Genomic DNA, 19,626 nt, shown 5'->3' with positions numbered 1-19,626 from the left:
CACCCACCACCCACCCCCGAAAGAGGTGTAGCTACCCCATGTCCAGGACCGGCACCAGACGAGGCACGCCGCCAACCGGCGCGCCCACCACCGTCCCCCGCACCACCCGGAAAGCCCACCGGCGGCTACTCGCCGGCGCGCTCGCCGGGATGCTCCTCGCCACCGCCCCGGTCGTCACCCCCATGGCGAGCGCGGCACCGGCGGCCGACCCGTCCGCGGCCGCCGCCCGCGTGGCCTTGCTCGCCGGGCTCTCCGCCACCATGACGGCCAGCAGCTACAACCAGAACTACGTGGCCGGCAACGCCAACGACGGCAACGCCTCGACCTACTGGGAGAGCGCCAACAACGCGTTCCCGCAGTGGATCCAGGCCGACCTGGGCGCCACGGTCAGCGTGGACCGGGTGGTCCTGAAGCTGCCGCCCGCGTCGGACTGGCAGACCCGTACGCAGACGCTGTCGGTGCTCGGCTCGACCAACGGTTCGTCCTTCACCACACTGAAGGCGTCCGCCGGCTACACCTTCAACCCGAGCAGCGGCAACACCGCGACCGTCAGCTTCACCGCCGCCAGCACCCGCTACGTTCGGGTGCAGGTCACCGGCAACACCGGCTGGCCGGCCGCGCAACTCTCCGAGGTCGAGGTGTACGGCGCCACCGGCAGCACCGACACCCAGGCGCCCAGCGTCCCCGGCAACCTGGCCTACACCCAGCCGGCCAGCGGGCAGATCCGACTCACCTGGTCGGCGTCCACCGACAACGTCGGGGTGACCGGCTACGACGTCTACGCCAACGGCGCGCTGCGCGGCAGCGTCAGCGGCTCGACGCTCACCTACACCGACAGCCAGGCGGACAGCGCCACGGTGTCGTACTACGTCCGGGCCAAGGACGCGGCCGGCAACCAGTCGGCGAACAGCAACTCCGTGACCCGGACCGGCACCGGCAACCCGCCCACCGGGAGCAACCTGGCGGTCGGCAAGCCGATCACCGCCTCCGGGTTCGTGCACACGTTCGTGGCCACCAACGCCAACGACAACAACGTGGCCACCTACTGGGAGGGCAACGGCAACCCGAGCACGCTGACCGTGCAGTTGGGCGCGAACGCCAGCCTCAGCCAGGTCGTCGTGAAGCTCAACCCGGACTCGGCGTGGGGCGCGCGTACCCAGAACATCACAGTGCTCGGCCGGGACCAGGGCTCGTCCAGCTTCACCACGCTGGTCGGGGCGACGAACTACACCTTCAACCCGGGCAGCGGCAACACGGTGACCATCCCGGTCTCCGGCGCGGCGGCCGACGTACGACTCTCGATCGCCTCGAACACCGGCGCTCCGGCCGGGCAGGTGGCCGAGTTCCAGGTCTTCGGCACTCCGGCGCCGAACCCGGACCTGACCGTGACCGGCATGTCGTTCAGCCCGTCCGCACCCGTGGAGACCAGCACCATCACGCTCTCCGCGACGGTGCGTAACGCGGGCTCGGCGGCCTCCGGCGCGACAAACGTCAACTTCTACCTGGGCTCCACCCGGGTCGGCACGGCTTCGGTCGGCGGTCTCGCGGCGGGTGCCTCGACCACTGTCAGCGCCAGCATCGGCACCCGGGACTCGGGCAGCTACCCGCTCAGCGCCAAGGTCGACGAGTCGAACACAGTCGTCGAGCAGGACGACACAAACAACAGCTACACGAACCCCAGCCCGTTGGTCGTCGCCGCGGTAGCCAGCTCCGACCTGGTCGCCTCTTCGGTCGCCTGGTCGCCGGGCAACCCTTCGGCGGGCAACACTGTCACCTTCTCCGTGTCCATCCGCAACGCCGGCAACCAGGCTTCCGCCTCCGGTTCGCACGGCATCACCCTGACCGTGCTCAACGAGTCCGGCACCGTGGTCCGTACCCTGACCGGCTCGCACTCCGGCGTGATCAACGCCGGCGCGACGGTCGGTCCGATCAGCCTGGGCACCTGGACCGCCGCGAACGGCAAGTACACAGTGCGGGTGGTGCTTGCCGTGGACGGCAACGAGTTGCCGGTCAAGCAGGCCAACAACACGAGTGACCGGCCGCTCTTCGTGGGGCGCGGCGCCAACATGCCGTACGACATGTACGAGGCCGAGGACGGCGTGATCGGCGGCGGCGCCGCCGTCGTCGGACCGAACCGGGAGATCGGCGACCTGGCCGGCGAGGCGTCCGGTCGGCGGGCGGTGACCCTCAACTCGACCGGCAGCTACGTCGAGTTCACCACCCGGGCCAGCACCAACACGCTTGTCACCCGCTTCTCCATCCCGGACGCCTCCGGTGGCGGCGGAATCAACTCGACACTGAACGTCTACGTCAACGGCACGTTCCACAAGGCCATCGATCTAACGTCCCGGTACGCCTGGCTCTACGGCAACGAGGCCAGCCCGGGCAACTCGCCGAGCGCGGGCGGACCGCGGCACATCTACGACGAAGCCAACGTCATGCTCAACTCCACGGTCCCGGCCGGCAGCAAGATCCGCCTCCAGAAGGACCCGGCCAACACCACCACGTACGCCATCGACTTCATCAACACGGAGCAGGTGGCGCCGATCGCCAACCCGGACTCGGCGCGCTACACCACGCCGGGCGGCTTCACCCACCAGGACGTGCAGAACGCCCTGGACCGGGTGCGGATGGACACCACAGGCAACCTGGTCGGTGTGTACCTGCCGGCGGGTAACTACTCCACCTCGTCGAAGTTCCAGGTGTACGGCAAGGCGGTCCAGGTGACTGGCGCCGGTCCCTGGTACACCCGGTTCAACGCTCCTTCGGGCCAGGACAACACCGACATCGGCTTCCGGGCCGAGGCGTCGGCGGCGAACTCTTCCTTCAAGAACTTCGCCTACTTCGGCAACTACACCTCGCGGATCGACGGTCCGGGCAAGGTGTTCGACTTCGCCAACGTGTCGAACATCGTGATCGACAACATCTGGAACGAGCACATGGTGTGCCTCTACTGGGGCGCGAACACCGACTACATGACGATCAAGAACTCCCGGATCCGGAACATGTTCGCCGACGGCATCAACATGACCAACGGGAGCACCAACAACCTGGTCAGCAACAACGACGCCCGGGCTACTGGCGACGACAGCTTCGCGCTGTTCTCGGCGATCGACGCGGGCGGCGCCGACATGAAGGACAACATCTACGAGAACCTGACCTCGACCCTGACCTGGCGGGCCGCCGGTGTCGCCGTGTACGGCGGCTACGGCAACACGTTCCGCAACATCTACATCGCGGACACCCTGGTCTACTCGGGCATCACCATCAGCTCGCTCGACTTCGGCTACCCGATGAACGGTTTCGGTGCCAACCCGCCCACCCGGTTCGAGAACATCTCGATCGTGCGGGCCGGTGGGCACTTCTGGGGTGGGCAGACCTTCCCGGCGATCTGGGTCTTCTCCGCCTCGAAGGTGTTCCAGGGCATCCGGGTCAGCGATGTCGACATCATCGATCCGACCTACAGCGGCATCATGTTCCAGACCAACTACGTCGGCGGGCAGCCGCAGAACCCGATCACCGACACGGTCTTCACGAACATCTCCATCAGCGGCGCCCGCAAGAGCGGGGACGCCTACGACGCGAAGTCCGGCTTTGCGATCTGGGCGAACCCGATGCCGGAGGCCGGGCAGGGGCCGGCCGTCGGGTCGGTCACCTTCAACAACCTCCGGTTGAGCAACAACGCGGTGGACATCCAGAACCCCACGACGACCTTCACCATCAACCGCAACTGAGCTAGCCAGTAGCCGACGCCGTCGGGGGGTGTACCCCTCCCGGCGGCGTCGTGCCGTGTCGGCCCTCGCCTGCGGCGAACCGGGCCGCGCCGGCCACCGCGTCCGTGGCCAGCGAGTCCATCCCGTACGCCAACTCGGTCGCCAGCGCCTCCGGCTCGGGCCGCCCGGCGCCGGCCAGCAGCGCCGCCCGGTCGTTGCGCAGGCAGGTCTGCGGATGCCGGGCGATGGCGGCCGCCAACTCCTCGGCCGCGGCCCGCGCCCGGCCGGGTGGCACCAACCGATTGACCAACCCCATCGTGTACGCCTCGTCGGCCGGCACCGGGCGGCCGGTGAGGATCAGGTCCATCGCCCGACTCTCGCCGATCAGTCGGGGCAGCCGGACGGTGCCGCCGTCGATCAACGGCACCCCCCAGCGGCGGCAGAACACGCCGAGTGTCGCGTCGGACTCGGCGACCCGCAGGTCACACCAGAGCGCCAGTTCGAGCCCACCGGCCACCGCGTACCCGGAGATCGCCGCGATCACCGGTTTGCTGAGCGTCATCCGGGTCGGACCCATCGGGCCGTCCCCCTCCGGCTCGACCCGGTTGCCGCTCGGCGTGCCGATCGCCTTGAGGTCGGCGCCGGCGCAGAACGTTCCACCGGCGCCCCAGAGCACGGCTACCGCCGCCTCCGGATCGGCCTCGAAGGCTCGAAACGCGTCGGCCAGCGCCCGAGCCGTAGGACCATCCACGGCGTTCCGAGCGTCTGCCCGGTCCAGCACCACAGTGGTGACCGCCCCGACCCGCTCCACCCGCACACCCATCCCGTCAGCATGCCCGCCCCGCCCCACCCCCACAATCCCCGTCGATCTTGCACTTTCGGATGTCGTTTCGCGGCCCGTGCCCTGGTTTGTCGGGGCAGAAACCGCAAGATCGGCGGTGTGGGCGGCGCGGCAGGTTTGTCACCGCCGACCGGTTTGCGACGTCGATCGCCGGGAAGTCGGTACTCGTGCGAGCACTTTTGACGAAAGTTGAGCAGGACTCCCGGCTGGACCGCGCGGGTGACCGGCTGCAGAAGGTCGTCCTGGGGACACTGCGTCCGCGCCGACTGCGCGACCTACTGCACGGGGTGACCCTCGGGCATCCGCTGCACCCGGCGATGGTGCAGGTGCCGGTCGGTGCGTGGATCAGCGCCGCGGTGCTGGACCTCATGCCCGGGCAGCGTCGGCCCGCCACCGTGCTTGTCGGTCTGGGCACCGTCAGCGCGCTGCCGGCGGCGGTGGCCGGTCTGAACGACTGGGCGGCACTCGCCCGGGACCAGCGCCGGGTCGGCCTGGTGCACGCCGCCGCCAACACCGTCGGCATGGCGATCTACGCCGGCTCGCTGGCCGCGCGGCTGTCCGGACGCCACGGAATGGGCCGTGCCCTCGGCTTCCTCGGGCTCTCCACCGTGAGCCTCGGGGCGTACATCGGGGGTCACCTCGCGTACAAGCAGGGGGCGCAGGTCAACCAGAGCGTCTCCGAGCTGCACCGGATGACCGACGGCTGGCACTCGCTGGCCGACATGGCGACGTTGCCGCAACGCACCCTGATCACCCGAGAGGTGGACGACGACATCTCGGTGATCCTCTACCGGCACGGTGACGAGGTGACAGTGATGCTGGAGCGCTGCCCGCACCAGAGCGGGCCGCTCGGCGAGGGCGAAGTGCAGGAGATCGACGGCCACGCCTGCGTCGTCTGCCCGTGGCACGGCAGCGCGTTCCGCCTCAACGGCGGTGAGGTCGTGCAGGGGCCGTCCGGCAACGACCAGCAGATCCTGCCCACCCGGATCCAGAACGGCGTGCTCCAGACCCGCCTGCCCTGACCCTCTCTCGCCCTGCCGATCAGCTGCGTCGGTGGCGGCCGACCGGCGGACCGTCCGGTACCGAGTCCAGGCCGTGCCCGCCGTCGAACAGCCCGCCCTCGCCACCAGCACCGGCCCAGCCGTCGTCACCACTCCAGCCCTCTGGGTCGGCGCTCGCCATTCCGCCGCCGGGGGGTGCCGTGCCGCCGGAGAGAGCCATTCCGCTACCCGGGAACGCCGTACTACCGGGGAAAGCCATTCCGCTGCCCGCAGGTGCCGCACGGCCGGTCGGTGCCGCTGGAGCTTCGATGGCCGCCGCCGCCCGGCTGGAAGCCCACGCGGCACCGCTACCGGCCGCCCCACCACTGCCCCGCTGGCCCACGCCGCTGCTGTGGCCCGCAGCACCGCTTCGGCCCGCGCCTGCGCCTCCGCTGCTGCGGCCTGCGCCGCGGCGGGATGTGCGGGAGGAGGCGGCCAGCCGGGGAGCCGCCCCGGCGGTGGCTGGACGGCGGCGCAAGCCCAGGACCGCGCCGATCTGGGCGCCGACGATGCTCGCCACGGCCAGTACGGCGGAAACCGCCAGCGGGCGGTTCACCCGATCAGCCTCACCGGCCCGGGCCGCACCGACAGTCATGGCGGGTGGCTGGCCCGCTGACTCCGTACCGCCGGGTGGTGCCGGGGCCACCCGCGGCGGTGCGGCCCGCTCGGGCGCCGGCCGGGGTGCCGGGGGCTTCGGCGCCGCGGGCCGGTCGACGAGCCGGCCGGTGGCGTGCTGCCGGGTCCCCTGGTCGGCGGCCTCGGTGGGCAGCCGGAGCAGTTGGCCGGGGTGGATCCGGTCCGGGTCGTCGAGCTTGTTCAGCTTGGCGAGCTGCCGGTAGTCGCCGAACTCGTCCAGGTACCGGTCGGCCACCTCGCCGAGGTAGTCGCCCCGCGCCACCCGGTACACCGGCGCGGCCGTGTCCGGTGTCGTCGCGGCGCGGGTCGGCGCGGCCACTGTGGTGACGGCCGGCGCGCTTGGACTCGCGTACGCCGGGGCGCCGTAGACAGCAGCAGCGCTGGCGGCGGCCGGGCTGGCGACCAGGATCAGCGCGACCGAGCCGACCAGCGCTGCGGCGGCCTTCTGCTGCCGACCCATCCCGGGCAGCTTCGGGGCCGGCCGGCGCAGGGTCTGTGCGCCCAGCTCGACGAGGACGGAGAAGGCGAACGTGGCCCAGCCGAACCAACCGGCCACGGCCAACGCCCGCAGGAAGAGCTGACCGTCGTCCCGGCTGGTCAGTGCGGTCCCCACCTCGCTGATCGTGGGGAGGTGATCGGGCAGGGGGTTACCGGCGAAGGCGAGCAGCGCGATCGGCGCGCCGACCAGCAGCACCAGGAGCACGGCCAGCGCGCCGATGCCGGTGAGGATCCGTCCGGTCCGCCGTACGACGGACCCACCCGATACGGGCATGGCTGCCTTCCTTCCTACGGTGTTGCGGTGATGGCACGCGCGGTCGCCTCGCCGGTGACGGTGACCGTCTTGTCCTGGACGAACGGCCCGATCATCGAGCGGTGGTAGGTGATGGAGACGGTCACCCGTATCAGGATTTCCCCGTCGACCTCGGGGAAGTTCACGCTGTGGCCGGCGGTGTCCACGGCAGCCAGGTAGTTGGCGACCGCCTTGCGCGCCTCCGGCTCGTCGATCCGCTTCGGCCCACCCTCGATGGCGGTGGCCCGGTCGATGGCCTGACCGCCGGCCCGGGCCGCCTCGGCGGCCAGGTTCTGGGCGCGTTGCAGGGTGCGGAGCTGCCCGGCGCCGTCGAAGGAGAGGCCGATGATGGCCAGTACGCCGACCATCGTCACTGCGAGGAAGATGCTCACCCGACCGTGCTCGCCTGCCCGCGAGGACCTGACGGCGGCCGTCACTGCCGACTCCGGTAACGGTCGAGCGGGGAGGTGAACTGCGCGGTGATCAGCTTTTCGCTCACCATCCCGGGCAGGATGTCGAGTGTGATGTCCTGAAAGGACACCACGCAGCTGATCGTCACCGTCACCGTGGCGCTCGTACCGATCTGGCTGCTGAAGGCGTCATCGAAGCTGGACTCACTGTCGGGCATGCCGGCCACCGAGCCGGTGAATTTCGGGTCCAGGTCGTTGGAGCAGGCCAGGCCGTGCCAGTCCAGCTGCTTCTGGGCGGCCTCCAGCGCCATTGTCCGGGCGGTGTCGGAATCCCGGGAAATCGAGGCAGCCCGGGCGGCGTCGTGCGCGGCCGCGTCGAGCGCCTCCGCCGCAACCGCACTGCGCCCGACCACACCGGCCAACACCATCAGCGCGATGAACGCGGGCGCGAGCACCGCCACCTCGATGGAGACCGAGCCCCGCTCGGCGGTACGGGTCATGGCGGGGTCAACCTCTCCACAGTTCCGTGGGCGGTCTCCTGTACCGCGAAGTCCACGCCCGGCACCACCGACAGGGACCGGCCGCTCACCGTGCAGGTCACCTCGGTCGCGGTGGTCGCACAGGTCGGGCCGGCCTTGTCCCAGCCCACCAGCCAACCCCCGGCGGCCTTGAGGAACCGGGAGGCGCTGTCCACCCCGGCACCGTTCCCGGCCTGGTACGTCCGCTGCGCGTTGACGCCACTCTGCGCGGCGTTCAACGCGGTGGAGCGGGCGAGGAAGACCGCCGCGACCTGGATCGAGGCGAAGAGCAGCACCAGGATCAGCGGCATCATCACGGCGAGTTCCACCGGGTTGGCACCCCGCTCGCGGTCGCCGGACGCGAGGTGGCGCCGGGCGGCGTTGACCGCTCGGTTCCACCTCGGGTACGCGGCTCGATTCATGTCAGCTTCTACGGGTGGTTCGGAATGCCGGTCATCCAGTTGTTGGCCTTGGTCAGGGCCGCAGCGGTGACGGCCACGGCGACGGCGACCAGGCCGGCGATGATCACGGCGGTGGGCACCGGGCTGTCGCCGCGCTCACCGTCACGGCGAAGCTCGGCCAGGCGCGTCGTCACCACGACGTGCAGGTAGCTGAGGATGGACATGGCATTCTCCTTCAGGGGGCGGGGTCAGACACGGGCGATGAACGGATAGAGGACGAACCCGAGCAGCACGAAGACGAGCAACGCGCCCGGGATGTCGAGCTTGCTGGTCACCCCCTCGGCACGGGCGAGGTTGTCGGTGCGGATCTGGTCGCGCAGCGAGTCGGCCCGGCTGCGCAGCGTCTCGTGCACCTGCGCGCCCTCGCTGCCGGAGGAACGCATGATCGCGCCGACGTCGCCCAACTCCGGAATGCCGATCTTGTCGGCGAGGTCGCGCAGTTCGTCCCAGGGCGCGTGCATCTGCATCTGGGCGATCCGTAGCGACTCCTGGAGCCGGTCGAACACCCAGCCGTCGCAGACCGCCGCCGCCCGCTCCAGCGACTGCACCGGCCCGTGCGCCGCCGAAAGCTGCAACGCCACCAGGTCGAGGTAGGTGCAGACCGCCTGGCGGAACTCGTCGCGGGCCGCGTCGGCCTTGGTCAGCACGGCTCGGTGCGCCAGCAGGCCGGCCAGCAGTGCCAGCCCGAGACTGCCCAGCACCGGCACGACCAGCGGGAACGGGATGCCGAGCACCCACAGCACCACCCCGAGCACTGTCGGCGTGGCCAACCCGATCAGCGCGGAGAGCAGCACCGACAGCGCGTACTGCTCGGGCGTCTGGCCGATCAGGGCCAGCTGCCGATGCGGCGGACGCAGCCACCGGGACAACCCGGTCAGCGAGTCCAACCGCCGGGAGGCGGGCGTGGCCACCCGACCGGCACCCGGAGGCTGGTGCAACCGGCGCAGCGCCGGCCCGAGCGCCGGTGTCGCCGGCACCAACTCCCGGACCACCAGGAACACACCCAGGCCGACCCCGGCACCACCGCAGACCGCGATGGCCAACACCCAGTTCACGATCACGCGATCACCTCGCTCGGATCAGGCGCCGGCAGGAACCGGGCCGGCCGATGCGGCTGGCTCATCGACCGCACCCAGGCCAGCAGGCCGATGAAGGCGGCGCCGAGGGCGGCCATCACCAGCTGACCCACAGGCGTGCCGTACGGCCTGATGTACTCGGTGTTGATCAGCCCGTACGCGAGGGTGGCCAGCGTCATTCCGGTGAGGAAACGGACCGCGAACCGGGGTTGGGTGCGCTTGGCCTCGATCTCCCGGCGGGTGGCCACCTCCGCGGACGCCGCGCCGGCGATCGAACCGAGCACATCACCCAGTCGCTCACCCCGGTCCGACAGGTGCAGGATCAGTGCCGCGACCACCTGGTCGCAGACCGGGTCGGCGATCTCGTCGGCGAACGCCAGCAGCGCGGAGCGGGCCATCCAGCCGGCCTGTAGACGGGCGGCGAGCAGCCGTACCTCGTCCTCGATGCCGGGTGGCACGCTGCCGATCGTGCCGATGATCGACTGTTGGAGGCCCTGCCCGGTGCCGGAGACGTCCTTGAGTCGGCGGGTCCACTCGCCGACCGCCTCGATCCGGGCGATCGCCCGCTGTTCGGCCTTGCCCACCCCGAACAGCCACGGGGTGCCCGGCACCGCCACCGCCACCAGCAGGCCCACCACCGGCAGCCCGGTCAACAGGAACGCCAACGCGCCGGCGACCAGCGCGGCGACCAGCAGTGCCTGGTAGGCCCGCTGCTCGGACGGAGTGCTACCCGGTCCGCGCCACAGTCGGCTCAGCCCCGGCCCGCTGCCCGGTCGCGGCCCGGGGGGTCGGCGGGTGCCGACCAGCGCGACCACGGCCAGCAGCAACCCGGCCACACAGGCGGCCCCGGAGATCACCGCGATCAGTTCCAGGCTGCCGAGCATCAGGTCACCCGCCGGGCCAGTCGGGTCTGCCGGGGCCGCCGCCAGGCACCGGCGCCGGCCTCCACCCAGCGGGTCAGCAGCCGCGCGTCGTAGCCCACCCGCAGCAACTGGTCGCGGACCCGTTCCGGTAGGTGCCGGGGGACCGCGCGACCGTCCGGGCCGGGCCCGAAGACCGTGGTAGTGGTGATCCGACCGGCTTCGCCGGCCCCGATCACCTCCTCCACATGGGAGACGAACCGGTGTTTCCGCCCACCGATCGCGGTCTCGTCCTCGATGGTGACGTAGACGATCAGGTCGAGCGCGTTGCCGGCCATCCGGCGGGCCTGGTCGACGGTCATCTCGCGGCCGTGCGCCAGGGCCAGCTCGACGATCCGTTCACTCACACCGGCGGCGGTACGGGCGTGGATGGTGCACATCGACCCCCGACTGGTGGTCATCGCCTGGAGCATCGGCACGATCTCCCGGGATCGCACCTCGCCCACGATGATCCGCAGGACGCCCATCCGCAGCGACAGCGGGATCAGGTCGGCGATGGTCACCTCACCGGCTGGGCGCCCGTCGAAGCCGCGCTCGCCGTGGCCCTCCCGGGCTTCGAAGCTCATCACCGCCCGGTGCCGCTCCCGGCGGCGGGCCGGGAGTAGCTCCCGACTCTCCTCCAGCAGCACGTACGGCTCATCCTGTGGGATCTCGTTCATCAGCGCCCGGATGACAGTTGTCTTTCCGGCACCGGCCAAGCCGGCGACCATGATGTTCAGACCGGCGCGCATCGCCGCGCGGAGGAAGTCGCGCAGCAGCGGGTCGATCATCTCGTCCAGGTCACCTCGGGCGCCCGCGAGGTCGTCGAGGCTCACGTCCAGGGTGTTGTGCTTGCGGATCACCGCATACGGGCGGTGACTGACCAGGAACACCGCGGCCAGCCGGCTGCCGTCGGGCAGTTGCAGGTCGAGGGTGGGCTTCACTGTGGAGAGGGACCGCTCGGTCGCGCCCGCCCGGCGGGCCGCCGCCTGGAGGATCTCCACCAGTTCGGCGTCGCTGTCGGCGATCGGCTCGGCCCAGTCCACCCCGCCGCCGTGCCGGGTGATGCGTACCTGGTCGCAGCCGAGGATGTGCACCTCCTCGATGGTGTCGTCGACCAGCAGCGTCTGCAGCCGGCCGAGCCCGACCAGCTCGGCGGTCACCTGGTCGAGCAGTAGGCGTTCCTCGCCGGCGGCCATGGGCGTGCCGGCCCGGCGCACCGAGTCCGCGTACGAGGCGACCACAGTGACGGCGAGTCGGGCCCGCTCGGTGTCCTCCTCGTCGACTGTGAACTCTCGGCCGCGCTGCCAGAGGGTGAGCCGTTCCGTGAGTTCCCGGCGCAGCTCCCGGACGACCTGGAAGTCCATTCGGGGCCGGGGCGGCGACTCCGGCGGCGGGGTGGCCGCGGGCATCGGCTGGGGCTGTGGCCCGGACTGCTGGTGCCGGCCGTTCGGCGCGGCCAGCGGTGGCGCGGTGGAGGTCACGGCCGGTGGCTGTTGGCGCGGATCGGTGGAGACCGGCTCAAACCGCATCGGGCACCCCCTGCTGCACGGGCCACGCCAACCGGGCCCGTCGCCGCTCCAGGAGCGCCCCGATCGGGACCTCCAGCGCGGCCGCCGCGCGCATCAGCGGCCGTCCGGCCCGCACAGTGCCGCCCAGGGCGAGCACCCCGGCGGTACGCGGATCGTGCGGCAGCCGTGCGATGACAGGCAGTTTCAGGGCGCGGCTGATCTCGGCCCGCCCGTGCCCGCCGCCGACCAGCAGCAGCCGCAGGGTGCCCGGGGGGACCCGGTGCTCGGCGAAGTCCCGTTCGACAGTGGTGACCACCGCCCGGGTGCCGGAGAGGTCCGGCAGGTGCGCCCGGGTCACCAACAGCACCACCGAGGCGGCCCGCAGCACCGGCCACGGTGGTCCGTTCACGTGTAGCCGACCGCAGTCGACCAGGACGTCGTAGCCGGGGGTGCCCCGGTCGAGGGCGTCGAAGTAGTCGGCGAAGCGCTGCCAGAGCGGGGTGACGCTGCCGCTCTGGGCGGGGTCGACGAGGCCGGGCAGCAGCAGCCGTTCCCGGCGGGGTGCGTCCAGGTCGACCAGTTGCGACCAGAACGCGGTGTCCAGGTTGCCGTCGCGCAACTCCCCGACGGCCAACTCGCCGATGCCGCGCGGGCCGTCCAGTTGGCCGCCGAGGTATCCGGCGAGGATCGAGCCGCCGGCCGGGTCACATTCGGCGACCACCAGCCGTCGGTGCCAGGCCAGCGCGCAGGCCAGCGCCGAGGTCGTGACGCCGGGCGAGCCCTTCGCGGACACCAGCGCGATGATCGCCATGCTCAGGCCGCCTCGGTCAGCACGACGGCGAGCCGTTCCTGTGCGGCGAGCGCCACCACCGCGGGCACGTCACGGGTGAGCAGTGCCAGGTACAGGACCTTGTCGTCGTTGGCCGGGCTGACCATGTCGATGACGGTGGCGGCGAACCGGGTGCCGGCGGCGGCCGCGTCTCCGTCGGGGTTGTCGTCCGGAGTGCTGACCAGCAGGACCTTGTCACCGGGGTGCAGTTCGCGGGCCGGCACCTGGGCGGTCTCCAGGCCGAGCGCGATCTGCTGCTGGCCGGGGCCGAGCAGCGGATCGTCGGTGACCTGTCCCAGGGTGAGCAGCGTGCCCGGAAGCAGCGCGACTGCGGCCCGCTTGCCGACCACCTCGTCGAGGCGTCCGGCGGGCACCGGGCGCAGCCCCTGGCCGCCGGCGACCTGCACGGTCACCAGGTCGGCTGCGCTGATCTCGCGGCCCACCTCCACCGGGCGGGCCACCGCCAGATAGCTGCCGGTGGCCCGAACCGAGGTGACAGCGAACGCCGCGCCCAGCCCGCCCAGGGCGATCAGGAGGACGGCGAGACCGAGCAGCCCGGGACGGACCCGGCGCTGGCGGACCACAGTGGGCGGGTTGACGGGGGCGTCCACCGACCCGGTCCCGTTGCGCGTCGCGAGGCTCATCTGGTGACCACCTGGAGTTCGTTGATCTGGATCGGAACGGTGCCGCTGTTACGGGTCACCAGGATCTCTCCGCTCTCGCCACCGCCGTGCCAGGTCACCTTCCAGTGGGTGGTGGCGGTGACCCGGTAGGTGCCGGCCTTCTGGTAGCCCTTGTCGTAGCCGCAGTCCGGCGAGGTCTCGCCGGCCCGATCGCCCTTCGAGTCGTACGGCGTGCCGGCCGTTTCGCAGGGGACCTCGTCCCCGTTGCCCATGTCCCAGACGATCCGGTCGACCTTCGCCTCGATGGAGACGGTCACGCCCCGGTCTGACGCGGACGCGGTCAGCGGGCCGAAGTAGCTGGTGCTCCGCGCCGCCCACATCCACACAGGCAGGCCGACCAGACCGGGGCCGATGCTCTTGCGGGGTGCCATCCTCAGCGGTGCCGGCAGCAGACTGATCGACGCCAGGGCGCGACGAGCCAACTCCTCCGGGTCTGGCGGCGCGCCGAAGCCGGGCGGCGGATCGGCCCGCGTCACCATTACCTGGGTACCCAGGTCGCCGCCGTTGCAGGTTCGCAGATACCACTGCTCGCCCTCGGGGGGCTCGACCGTTCCCTCGGAAAGCTTGTAATAGCACCCGTCGCCGTTGTTGAACCAGCCCAGGTCCTCGTCGTAGCAGGGGATGGTCCGCCCGTTCCACTGGCAGACGCCCCCACCCCCGCCGCCACCGTCATCCCCACCGTCGTCCCCGCCGCCGCCGGTATCGCCCGGCTTGCCGGGCTCGTCGTCCCAGACGCTGCAGTCGGGTTGGTCGGGTGGGCAGCCAGCTCCCGGGTCGGCCCGTAGGGCCGCGGCGGCCGGCGGGGCCGCACCGACTACCAGCAGAAGCGTGAGGCCGAGCCCGGCGAGCGCCCGTCGGGTTGTCGCGGCCCCGCTCAGCACGGCTGGTCCCGGTGCGTCGCGCCGTAGTTGATCAGCCAGCGACCGTCGGGATAGCGGGTCGCGGTAGCGGTGGAAAGGTGTCTGCCGCCACCGCTGCCCGGGACCGAGCGTTTGTCCTTGGCGTAGACCAGCCGGTAGCCGCTCGTGTCCAGGCAGTCCTGGATCTCCACGGTGGCCGGCTTCGCGTCCAGGCTGACGGCGGTCACGGTCGGGTCGGACTTGAACGTCCCGGTACGCATAGCGCCGTGCTCCTTAGCCTCACGAATGGACACCCGGACCCGAGTCAAAAGTGGATCACCGAGGAACCGGGACAGTTCCGGTGAACGCGGATCACTGCGTAGGCCCGCTGTGCGCGAGGCCGCGAGATACCCGGAGTACGCGTCAAGTGCCGCCTTTTCGGCAGCATGCCGTTCGACGTCGGGATCGGTCCGGGGTCCGTTGTCGCGCACTTCCGTCGGCCGTTCGACCGCTTCCCGTCCGCTGGCGCAGGCGGTGACCGGCATCGCCGCCACGCCCACCAGCAGGCAGATTGCCGCTCTCCTGAGCTGCCGTCCGCGCACCGTCGAGCCTCCTCGTGGTCGCCCGGGGCGGTGACGGTTCACCGCCGTCGGGCATGCGGAAGCGCGCCCGGATCAGCACATCCGGAGCCGTTCATTGCGCTTCTGCATTCACCGTTACGGATCTTTTACAAATCAGGGGTCCTGTGTCGTCCGATGGTGAAGGTGAGGCTTGCGTCACACCCAAGGGGCGAGCATAGGCTGACGCTCGCCGATACAACAGAGGCAATTCAAGCGAACACTCTGCGTGATGACAGGTGGTGGTGGCGGGTGTCCACACTGCGCCCCGGGCAATGGTCGAGCGAACTGTCGTTATTGATGGGGCGTCGCCGCGCCGGATGGGCTCGCCGGAGTCTCGCCACCGGTCGCGGGAGTGGGACATCGCGGCCTCATCCCGGCATTCGAACGGGGTTGTCGGCCGATCGGCGGGTCGCCTCACCCAGCTCGGAAGCGGTCGAGAGCACCCTCGCCGGCTCGGGTGGGCAGGTCGGTTTCTGCGCCATCCGCAACACCATCGCGAGCGTTCAATCACGATCCGTGTTCGCCATCGTGGAGGAGCATCTGGCCGCAAGGGAGGGAACATGGCGCTGACCGGACCCCCTGCGGCCGTCCCCGGTCGGGAGGACCCGCCCGATCGGAGCCCGGCGCCCCCGCCGTCCGGCGGTACGACGGAACCCACCGGCCAGGCAACGCCCGCTCTACGGCGCGAACGACCAGCGGGACTCGCCTCGGCGGTGGCGCGTACCCGGGTCTCGTCAGTGTTCGCGATCCTCACGATCAGCCCGCTGATGCGGTTGGCGGCGTTGCGCTACGCCGTACCCCCGGGTCTGCCCAACCGGAGCGGCTGCGACGCCTGCGGCGCGCCGATCGGCCTGACCCGCCCCTGGCCGGCGCTGAGCCCGGCGGCCCGCTGCGGTCGCTGCCGCGCCCGGGTCGGCCCACCGCCGGGCACTGTCGAGTTGGCCGTGCTCGCGGCGGCGGTGCTGCTGGCCTTCGCCGGTCCGTCGGGCGGGGCGCTGCCGGCGCTGATCTGGTGGCTCGGCTGGACGATCCCGGCGGTCCTCGTCGACCTGGCCGTGCGCCGGTTGCCGGATCGGCTCACCCTGCCCGCCGCGGCCGGGACCTGGCTGCTGCTCGGCGTGGCAGCGCTCGACGCCGACCCGGGGCACTGGCTGCGGGCCGTCATCAGCGGCACGGGGCTGGCGCTCTTCTTCGCCAGCACCGCGGTGCTGCTCGGCCGGCGCGGCTTCGGGCTGGGCGACGCCAAGCTGGCGCTCAGCGTCGGCGCGCTGCTCGGCTGGTACGGCTGGCCGGTGCTGGCGTTCGGGCTGCTGCTCACCTTCGGGCTCTCCGCGCTGGTGAGCCTGGGCCTGCTGGCCACGCGCCGCGCCAACTGGAGCACCCACCTGCCGTTCGGCCCGTTCCTGCTGCTCGGCACAACGGCTGCCGTCCTCTGGGCACTCTGACCGCCCCCGCCCCGCGATCTTGCACTTTCTGTCCCGGCATAAGGGGCGTCCCACTCATATCGACAACCCAAAGTGCAAGATCGACGGGGCGGGGGCGGGGCGGGGCGGGGGGTCAGGGGCGGGAGCGGCTGGCCAGTTTGGGGGCCGGACTGTCGGGGCGGTTGGCCCGGCGGCGGAGTACCTCGCTGGTCGGGCGGGCCAGCAACGGGGTGACAGCCACGGCGACCAGGGCACCGAACAGCACACCCGCGATCACGTCGTGCGGGTAGTGCACGCCCACGAAGACCCGGGAGAAGGCGCCGAGCGCGGCCACTGGCAACGCGACCACGCCAAGACGGCGGTTGAGCAGCAACGTGGTGACCGCCAGCGCGCCGGCGATGGTGGCGTGGTTGCTGGGGAACGACCAGTCGCCCGGGGGTGGGCAGGCACCCGCGATGATCTCCCGACCGATCGTCCGGCAGGGGCGCTCCTGGTCCACAACGGTCTTGAAGAACTCACTGCCCAGGTACGCCAGGAGGGCCGGCAGCGGCGCGATCAGGGCGAGTGCCCGGTCGTGCGGGCCGCCGGAGCGGCGGCTCAGCGCGGCCATCACCAGCAGCGCGCCGAGTAGCAGGATCACCCCCTCGGTGGCGTGTCCGACGAACCACTGCACCGGCTCTGGGCTGCCGGCGGCGGCGTCGACGACGTCGCTGTACCACTCGGCGCTGATCTCCGGAACGTCCATGCTGCCGTTGTCGACCATGCATCACCTCACTTCACGTTCATACCCTGTTCACCTGGGGGACACCCTACGAACGCGGCAGAGGGCACCGCCGCTGTCGAAGGTCGGGCGGTCCGTACGACCTTCGTCCAGGATTCGCACAGCCGGCTCTGGTTGGCTGGTCGCAGGACGTCAACATCGACAGGAGGCTTCGTGCAGACCGGTTCGGCCACCGATCAACAGCAGTCCACCGCCGGAACGGCGGACGACGAGACCTGGCGAATCAGGCGTACGGAGGCCGACCTGGACCGGCTCGGCGAAACCGAGTCGATCTTCGCGTTGGGCAACGGGTGGATCGGCTGGCGCGGGGTGCTCGACGAGGGCGCCCCGTGCGGGATGCCGGGCAGTTACGTCAACGGCCTGCACGAGCGGCGCGAGCTGAGCTACCCCGAGGAGGGGTACGCGTTCCCGTCGGCCAGTGACACAGTGATCAGCGCACCGAACGCCGCGCTGATCCGGCTCTGGGTCGACGACGAGCCGCTGGATCTCCGGACCGGGACGCTGCGCAGCCACGAACGGGTGCTCGACCTGCGTACCGGCGTGCTGCGCCGGGAGACCGAGTGGATCTCACCGGCCGGGCGGGGCGTACGCATCCGCAGCACCCGGTTGGTGTCCCTGCCGCGTCGCCCGGTGGCCGCCGTCCGGTATGAGGTCGAGCCGTTGGACGCCGCCGTCGAGCTGCGGGTCTGCTCGGATCTGCTGGCCAACGAGAAGGTGCCGGAGCGTTCGGACGATCCTCGGGCCGCCTCGGTGCCCACCGACCCGCTGGCCGCCGAGACGTACCGTGCGACTGGCCTCGACGGGGTGCTTGTGCACCGCACCGGGCGCAGCGGCCAGCGCGTCGCGGTCGCGGTCAGTCACCTGCTGGAGGGGCCGGGCACGGTGACCACCACAGGTGACTGCACGCCGGACCGTGTACGGCTGACCGTGACGGGTCGCCTGCACCGGGGGGAGCGGTTGCGGCTGACGAAGTTCGCCGCCTACGAGTGGGCGGCGGTCGACGCGGCTCCCGCCGACGAGTTGGCCGCCCTGGTCGCCGCCGAGGCGGACGCGGCCCGCGCGGACGGCTTCGACGCCCTGCTGACCGACCAGCGCGCCGCCCTGGACGCGGCCTGGCAGGTCGCCGACGTGCAGCTCGACGGTGATCCGGAGCTGCAACGGGCTGTTCGGTTCGCGATGTTCCACCTGATCCAGGCCGGTCGTCCGGACTCCGATCGGACCATCTCGGCCAAGGGGTTGACCGGCAACGGCTACGACGGGCACGTCCTCTGGGACACCGAGAGTTACGTCCTACCGGTGCTCACCTACCTGGCCCCGGCGGTGGCCCGCTCGGCGCTGAGGTGGCGGCACGCCCACCTCCCCGAGGCGCGGGAGCGGGCCGCCGAGCTGCGGTTGTCCGGCGCGACCTTCCCGTGGCGCACCATCGGTGGCCGGGAATGCTCCGGCTACTGGCCGGCCGGCACCGCCGCGCTGCACGTCAACGCCGACATCGCCGACGCGGTGCTGCGCTACCTGGCCGCCACCGATGACAGGCGGTTCCTGGCCGAGGCGGGGCTGGAACTGCTTGTGGAGACCGCCCGGCTCTGGCACGCCTTCGGCCACTGGTCGGACGGGGGCGACTTCCACCTGCACGGCGTGACCGGCCCGGACGAGTACGCCGCGCTTGTCGACGACAACGTCTTCACCAACCTGATGGCGAAGCGCAATCTGCGCGGCGCGGCGGACGCCGCCGAGGGGCACCCCGAGCTGGCCGGCCGGCTCGGCGTGGACCGCGACGAGGTGGCCGGCTGGCGGGCCGCCGCCGACGCGATGGCCGTTCCGTACGACCGCGAGCGCGGGGTGCACCAGCAGGCCGCCGGTTTCACCGAGCAACCCGAGTGGGACTTCGCGAACACCGGCGACGACAACTACCCGCTGCTGCTGCACTTCCCGTACCTGGAGCTGTACCGCAAGCAGGTGGTCAAGCAGGCAGATCTGGTGCTGGCCATGCAGCTCTGCCCAGGTGAGTTCACCGCCGACGAGAAGGCCCGCAACCTGGCCTACTACCAGGCCCGCACGGTCCGCGACTCGTCGCTGTCGGCGGCCCCGCAGGCCGTGCTGGCCGCAGAGGTCGGGCACCTGGACCTGGCGTACGACCTGTTCGCCGAGTCGGTCCTGCAGGACCTGGCCGACCTGGGCGACAAGACCGCCGACGGGCTGCACCTGGCCTCACTGGCCGGCGCGTGGCTGGCGCTGGTGCAGGGCTTCGGCGGGCTGCGCGACGACCGCGGGGTGCTCTCCTTCGACCCCCGGCTGCCGCGACGGATCGACCGGTTGGCGTTCAGCCTGCGCTGGCGCGGCCACCGCCTGCGGGTCACGTTGACTCCGGCCGAGGCCCGCTACGAGCTGCCCGACGCCGCCGGAGACGCCGAGGTCGAGCTGTGGCACCACGGCGAGTCGCTGCGGGTCACCGGCGCCGAGCCGGTCACCCGGCCGATGCCGCAGGTGCCCGACCCCGGCCCGGAACCAGCCTCCCCGCCCGGCCGCCGCCCCACCCGTCGCTCGACCGACTGAGC

General features: G+C 71.4%; 17 protein-coding genes and 1 pseudogene. 4 read left to right on the top strand and 14 right to left on the bottom strand.

Annotated features, from left to right (window positions below; all coding sequences use genetic code 11):
* Positions 1–38 precede the first annotated feature (38 nt).
* On the top strand, positions 39–3,734 hold the full coding sequence (locus IW248_RS24145; RefSeq protein WP_196928797.1) for a galactose-binding domain-containing protein: 3,696 nt from the start codon (positions 39–41) through the stop codon (positions 3,732–3,734).
* A gap of 1 nt (position 3,735) precedes the next feature.
* On the opposite strand, the gene IW248_RS24140 is transcribed toward IW248_RS24145, so the two are convergent.
* Entirely contained in the window at positions 3,736–4,536 is an 801-nt protein-coding gene (locus IW248_RS24140) for a crotonase/enoyl-CoA hydratase family protein (protein ID WP_196928796.1), read from the bottom strand.
* A 185-nt stretch (positions 4,537–4,721) separates the two neighbouring features.
* Between IW248_RS24140 and IW248_RS24135 the strand changes: the two genes are divergently transcribed.
* Positions 4,722–5,576, top strand: coding sequence for a Rieske (2Fe-2S) protein (locus tag IW248_RS24135; RefSeq protein WP_196928795.1), 855 nt, complete (start codon positions 4,722–4,724; stop codon positions 5,574–5,576).
* A gap of 388 nt (positions 5,577–5,964) precedes the next feature.
* On the opposite strand, the pseudogene IW248_RS24130 reads toward IW248_RS24135, so the two are convergent.
* From IW248_RS24130 to IW248_RS24075, 12 genes and pseudogenes are all read right to left on the bottom strand, one after another.
* A pseudogene (locus tag IW248_RS24130) lies at positions 5,965–7,002 on the bottom strand (LysM peptidoglycan-binding domain-containing protein); the annotation flags it as partial.
* A 14-nt stretch (positions 7,003–7,016) separates the two neighbouring features.
* The gene (locus IW248_RS24125) at positions 7,017–7,388 is read right to left on the bottom strand and encodes a pilus assembly protein TadG-related protein (RefSeq protein WP_196930346.1); all 372 of its coding nucleotides are present in this window, start codon (positions 7,386–7,388) and stop codon (positions 7,017–7,019) included.
* Positions 7,389–7,453: 65 nt separating this feature from the next.
* Entirely contained in the window at positions 7,454–7,930 is a 477-nt protein-coding gene (locus tag IW248_RS24120; RefSeq protein WP_196928793.1) for a TadE/TadG family type IV pilus assembly protein, read from the bottom strand.
* Entirely contained in the window at positions 7,927–8,370 is a 444-nt protein-coding gene (locus IW248_RS24115) for a TadE family protein (RefSeq protein ID WP_196928792.1), read from the bottom strand. The genes IW248_RS24120 and IW248_RS24115 overlap by 4 nt, the downstream gene beginning before the upstream one ends.
* 8 nt (positions 8,371–8,378) lie before the next feature.
* Positions 8,379–8,573 carry a hypothetical protein gene (locus tag IW248_RS24110; RefSeq protein ID WP_196928791.1) on the bottom strand — a complete coding sequence of 65 codons (195 nt, stop codon included), beginning with the start codon at positions 8,571–8,573 and terminating at the stop codon, positions 8,379–8,381.
* Positions 8,574–8,597: 24 nt separating this feature from the next.
* On the bottom strand, positions 8,598–9,467 hold the full coding sequence (locus tag IW248_RS24105; protein ID WP_196930345.1) for a type II secretion system F family protein: 870 nt from the start codon (positions 9,465–9,467) through the stop codon (positions 8,598–8,600).
* Entirely contained in the window at positions 9,467–10,414 is a 948-nt protein-coding gene (locus IW248_RS24100) for a type II secretion system F family protein (protein ID WP_196930344.1), read from the bottom strand. The genes IW248_RS24105 and IW248_RS24100 overlap by 1 nt, the downstream gene beginning before the upstream one ends.
* Positions 10,369–11,916 carry a TadA family conjugal transfer-associated ATPase gene (locus tag IW248_RS24095; protein ID WP_196928790.1) on the bottom strand — a complete coding sequence of 516 codons (1,548 nt, stop codon included), beginning with the start codon at positions 11,914–11,916 and terminating at the stop codon, positions 10,369–10,371. The genes IW248_RS24100 and IW248_RS24095 overlap by 46 nt, the downstream gene beginning before the upstream one ends.
* A complete protein-coding gene (locus IW248_RS24090; protein ID WP_196928789.1) occupies positions 11,906–12,706 on the bottom strand; it encodes a CpaE/TadZ family protein in 801 nt (266 codons plus the stop codon). The genes IW248_RS24095 and IW248_RS24090 overlap by 11 nt, the downstream gene beginning before the upstream one ends.
* Positions 12,707–12,708: 2 nt before the next feature.
* A complete protein-coding gene (locus tag IW248_RS24085) occupies positions 12,709–13,368 on the bottom strand; it encodes an SAF domain-containing protein (RefSeq protein WP_196928788.1) in 660 nt (219 codons plus the stop codon).
* Entirely contained in the window at positions 13,365–14,288 is a 924-nt protein-coding gene (locus IW248_RS24080; protein WP_196928787.1) for a hypothetical protein, read from the bottom strand. The genes IW248_RS24085 and IW248_RS24080 overlap by 4 nt, the downstream gene beginning before the upstream one ends.
* Entirely contained in the window at positions 14,282–14,791 is a 510-nt protein-coding gene (locus IW248_RS24075) for a hypothetical protein (RefSeq protein WP_231397706.1), read from the bottom strand. The genes IW248_RS24080 and IW248_RS24075 overlap by 7 nt, the downstream gene beginning before the upstream one ends.
* 842 nt (positions 14,792–15,633) lie before the next feature.
* Between IW248_RS24075 and IW248_RS24070 the strand changes: the two genes are divergently transcribed.
* A complete protein-coding gene (locus IW248_RS24070) occupies positions 15,634–16,311 on the top strand; it encodes a prepilin peptidase (protein WP_196930343.1) in 678 nt (225 codons plus the stop codon).
* A 112-nt stretch (positions 16,312–16,423) separates the two neighbouring features.
* Here IW248_RS24070 and IW248_RS24065 read toward each other — a convergent pair whose 3' ends face one another.
* Positions 16,424–17,053 carry a phosphatase PAP2 family protein gene (locus IW248_RS24065; protein WP_196928785.1) on the bottom strand — a complete coding sequence of 210 codons (630 nt, stop codon included), beginning with the start codon at positions 17,051–17,053 and terminating at the stop codon, positions 16,424–16,426.
* Between the two features lie 171 nt (positions 17,054–17,224).
* On the opposite strand from IW248_RS24065, the gene IW248_RS24060 reads away from it, so the two are divergent.
* Positions 17,225–19,624 (top strand): glycoside hydrolase family 65 protein, encoded by a 2,400-nt coding sequence (locus tag IW248_RS24060; RefSeq protein WP_196928784.1) that lies wholly within the window; start codon positions 17,225–17,227, stop codon positions 19,622–19,624.
* Positions 19,625–19,626 lie beyond the last annotated feature (2 nt).

This window comes from Micromonospora ureilytica, assembly GCF_015751765.1.
Classification (GTDB): domain Bacteria; phylum Actinomycetota; class Actinomycetes; order Mycobacteriales; family Micromonosporaceae; genus Micromonospora; species Micromonospora ureilytica.
The sequence above is the reverse complement of the archived record's forward strand: the minus strand, read 5'-3'. Positions and strand labels throughout refer to the sequence as shown.

What these genes read in the sequence shown, in the direction of transcription:
- IW248_RS24115 (WP_196928792.1), bottom strand. Translation starts at nt 8,370, where the DNA reads ATGAATCGAGCCGCGTACCCGAGGTGGAACCGAGCGGTCAACGCCGCC.
- IW248_RS24090 (WP_196928789.1), bottom strand. Translation starts at nt 12,706, where the DNA reads ATGGCGATCATCGCGCTGGTGTCCGCGAAGGGCTCGCCCGGCGTCACG.
- IW248_RS24140 (WP_196928796.1), bottom strand. Translation starts at nt 4,536, where the DNA reads ATGGGTGTGCGGGTGGAGCGGGTCGGGGCGGTCACCACTGTGGTGCTG.
- IW248_RS24085 (WP_196928788.1), bottom strand. Translation starts at nt 13,368, where the DNA reads ATGAGCCTCGCGACGCGCAACGGGACCGGGTCGGTGGACGCCCCCGTC.
- IW248_RS24125 (WP_196930346.1), bottom strand. Translation starts at nt 7,388, where the DNA reads ATGGTCGGCGTACTGGCCATCATCGGCCTCTCCTTCGACGGCGCCGGG.
- IW248_RS24095 (WP_196928790.1), bottom strand. Translation starts at nt 11,916, where the DNA reads ATGCGGTTTGAGCCGGTCTCCACCGATCCGCGCCAACAGCCACCGGCC.
- IW248_RS24110 (WP_196928791.1), bottom strand. Translation starts at nt 8,573, where the DNA reads ATGTCCATCCTCAGCTACCTGCACGTCGTGGTGACGACGCGCCTGGCC.
- IW248_RS24075 (WP_231397706.1), bottom strand. Translation starts at nt 14,791, where the DNA reads ATGCCGGTCACCGCCTGCGCCAGCGGACGGGAAGCGGTCGAACGGCCG.
- IW248_RS24145 (WP_196928797.1), top strand. Translation starts at nt 39, where the DNA reads ATGTCCAGGACCGGCACCAGACGAGGCACGCCGCCAACCGGCGCGCCC.
- IW248_RS24065 (WP_196928785.1), bottom strand. Translation starts at nt 17,053, where the DNA reads ATGGTCGACAACGGCAGCATGGACGTTCCGGAGATCAGCGCCGAGTGG.
- IW248_RS24120 (WP_196928793.1), bottom strand. Translation starts at nt 7,930, where the DNA reads ATGACCCGTACCGCCGAGCGGGGCTCGGTCTCCATCGAGGTGGCGGTG.
- IW248_RS24070 (WP_196930343.1), top strand. Translation starts at nt 15,634, where the DNA reads ATGCGGTTGGCGGCGTTGCGCTACGCCGTACCCCCGGGTCTGCCCAAC.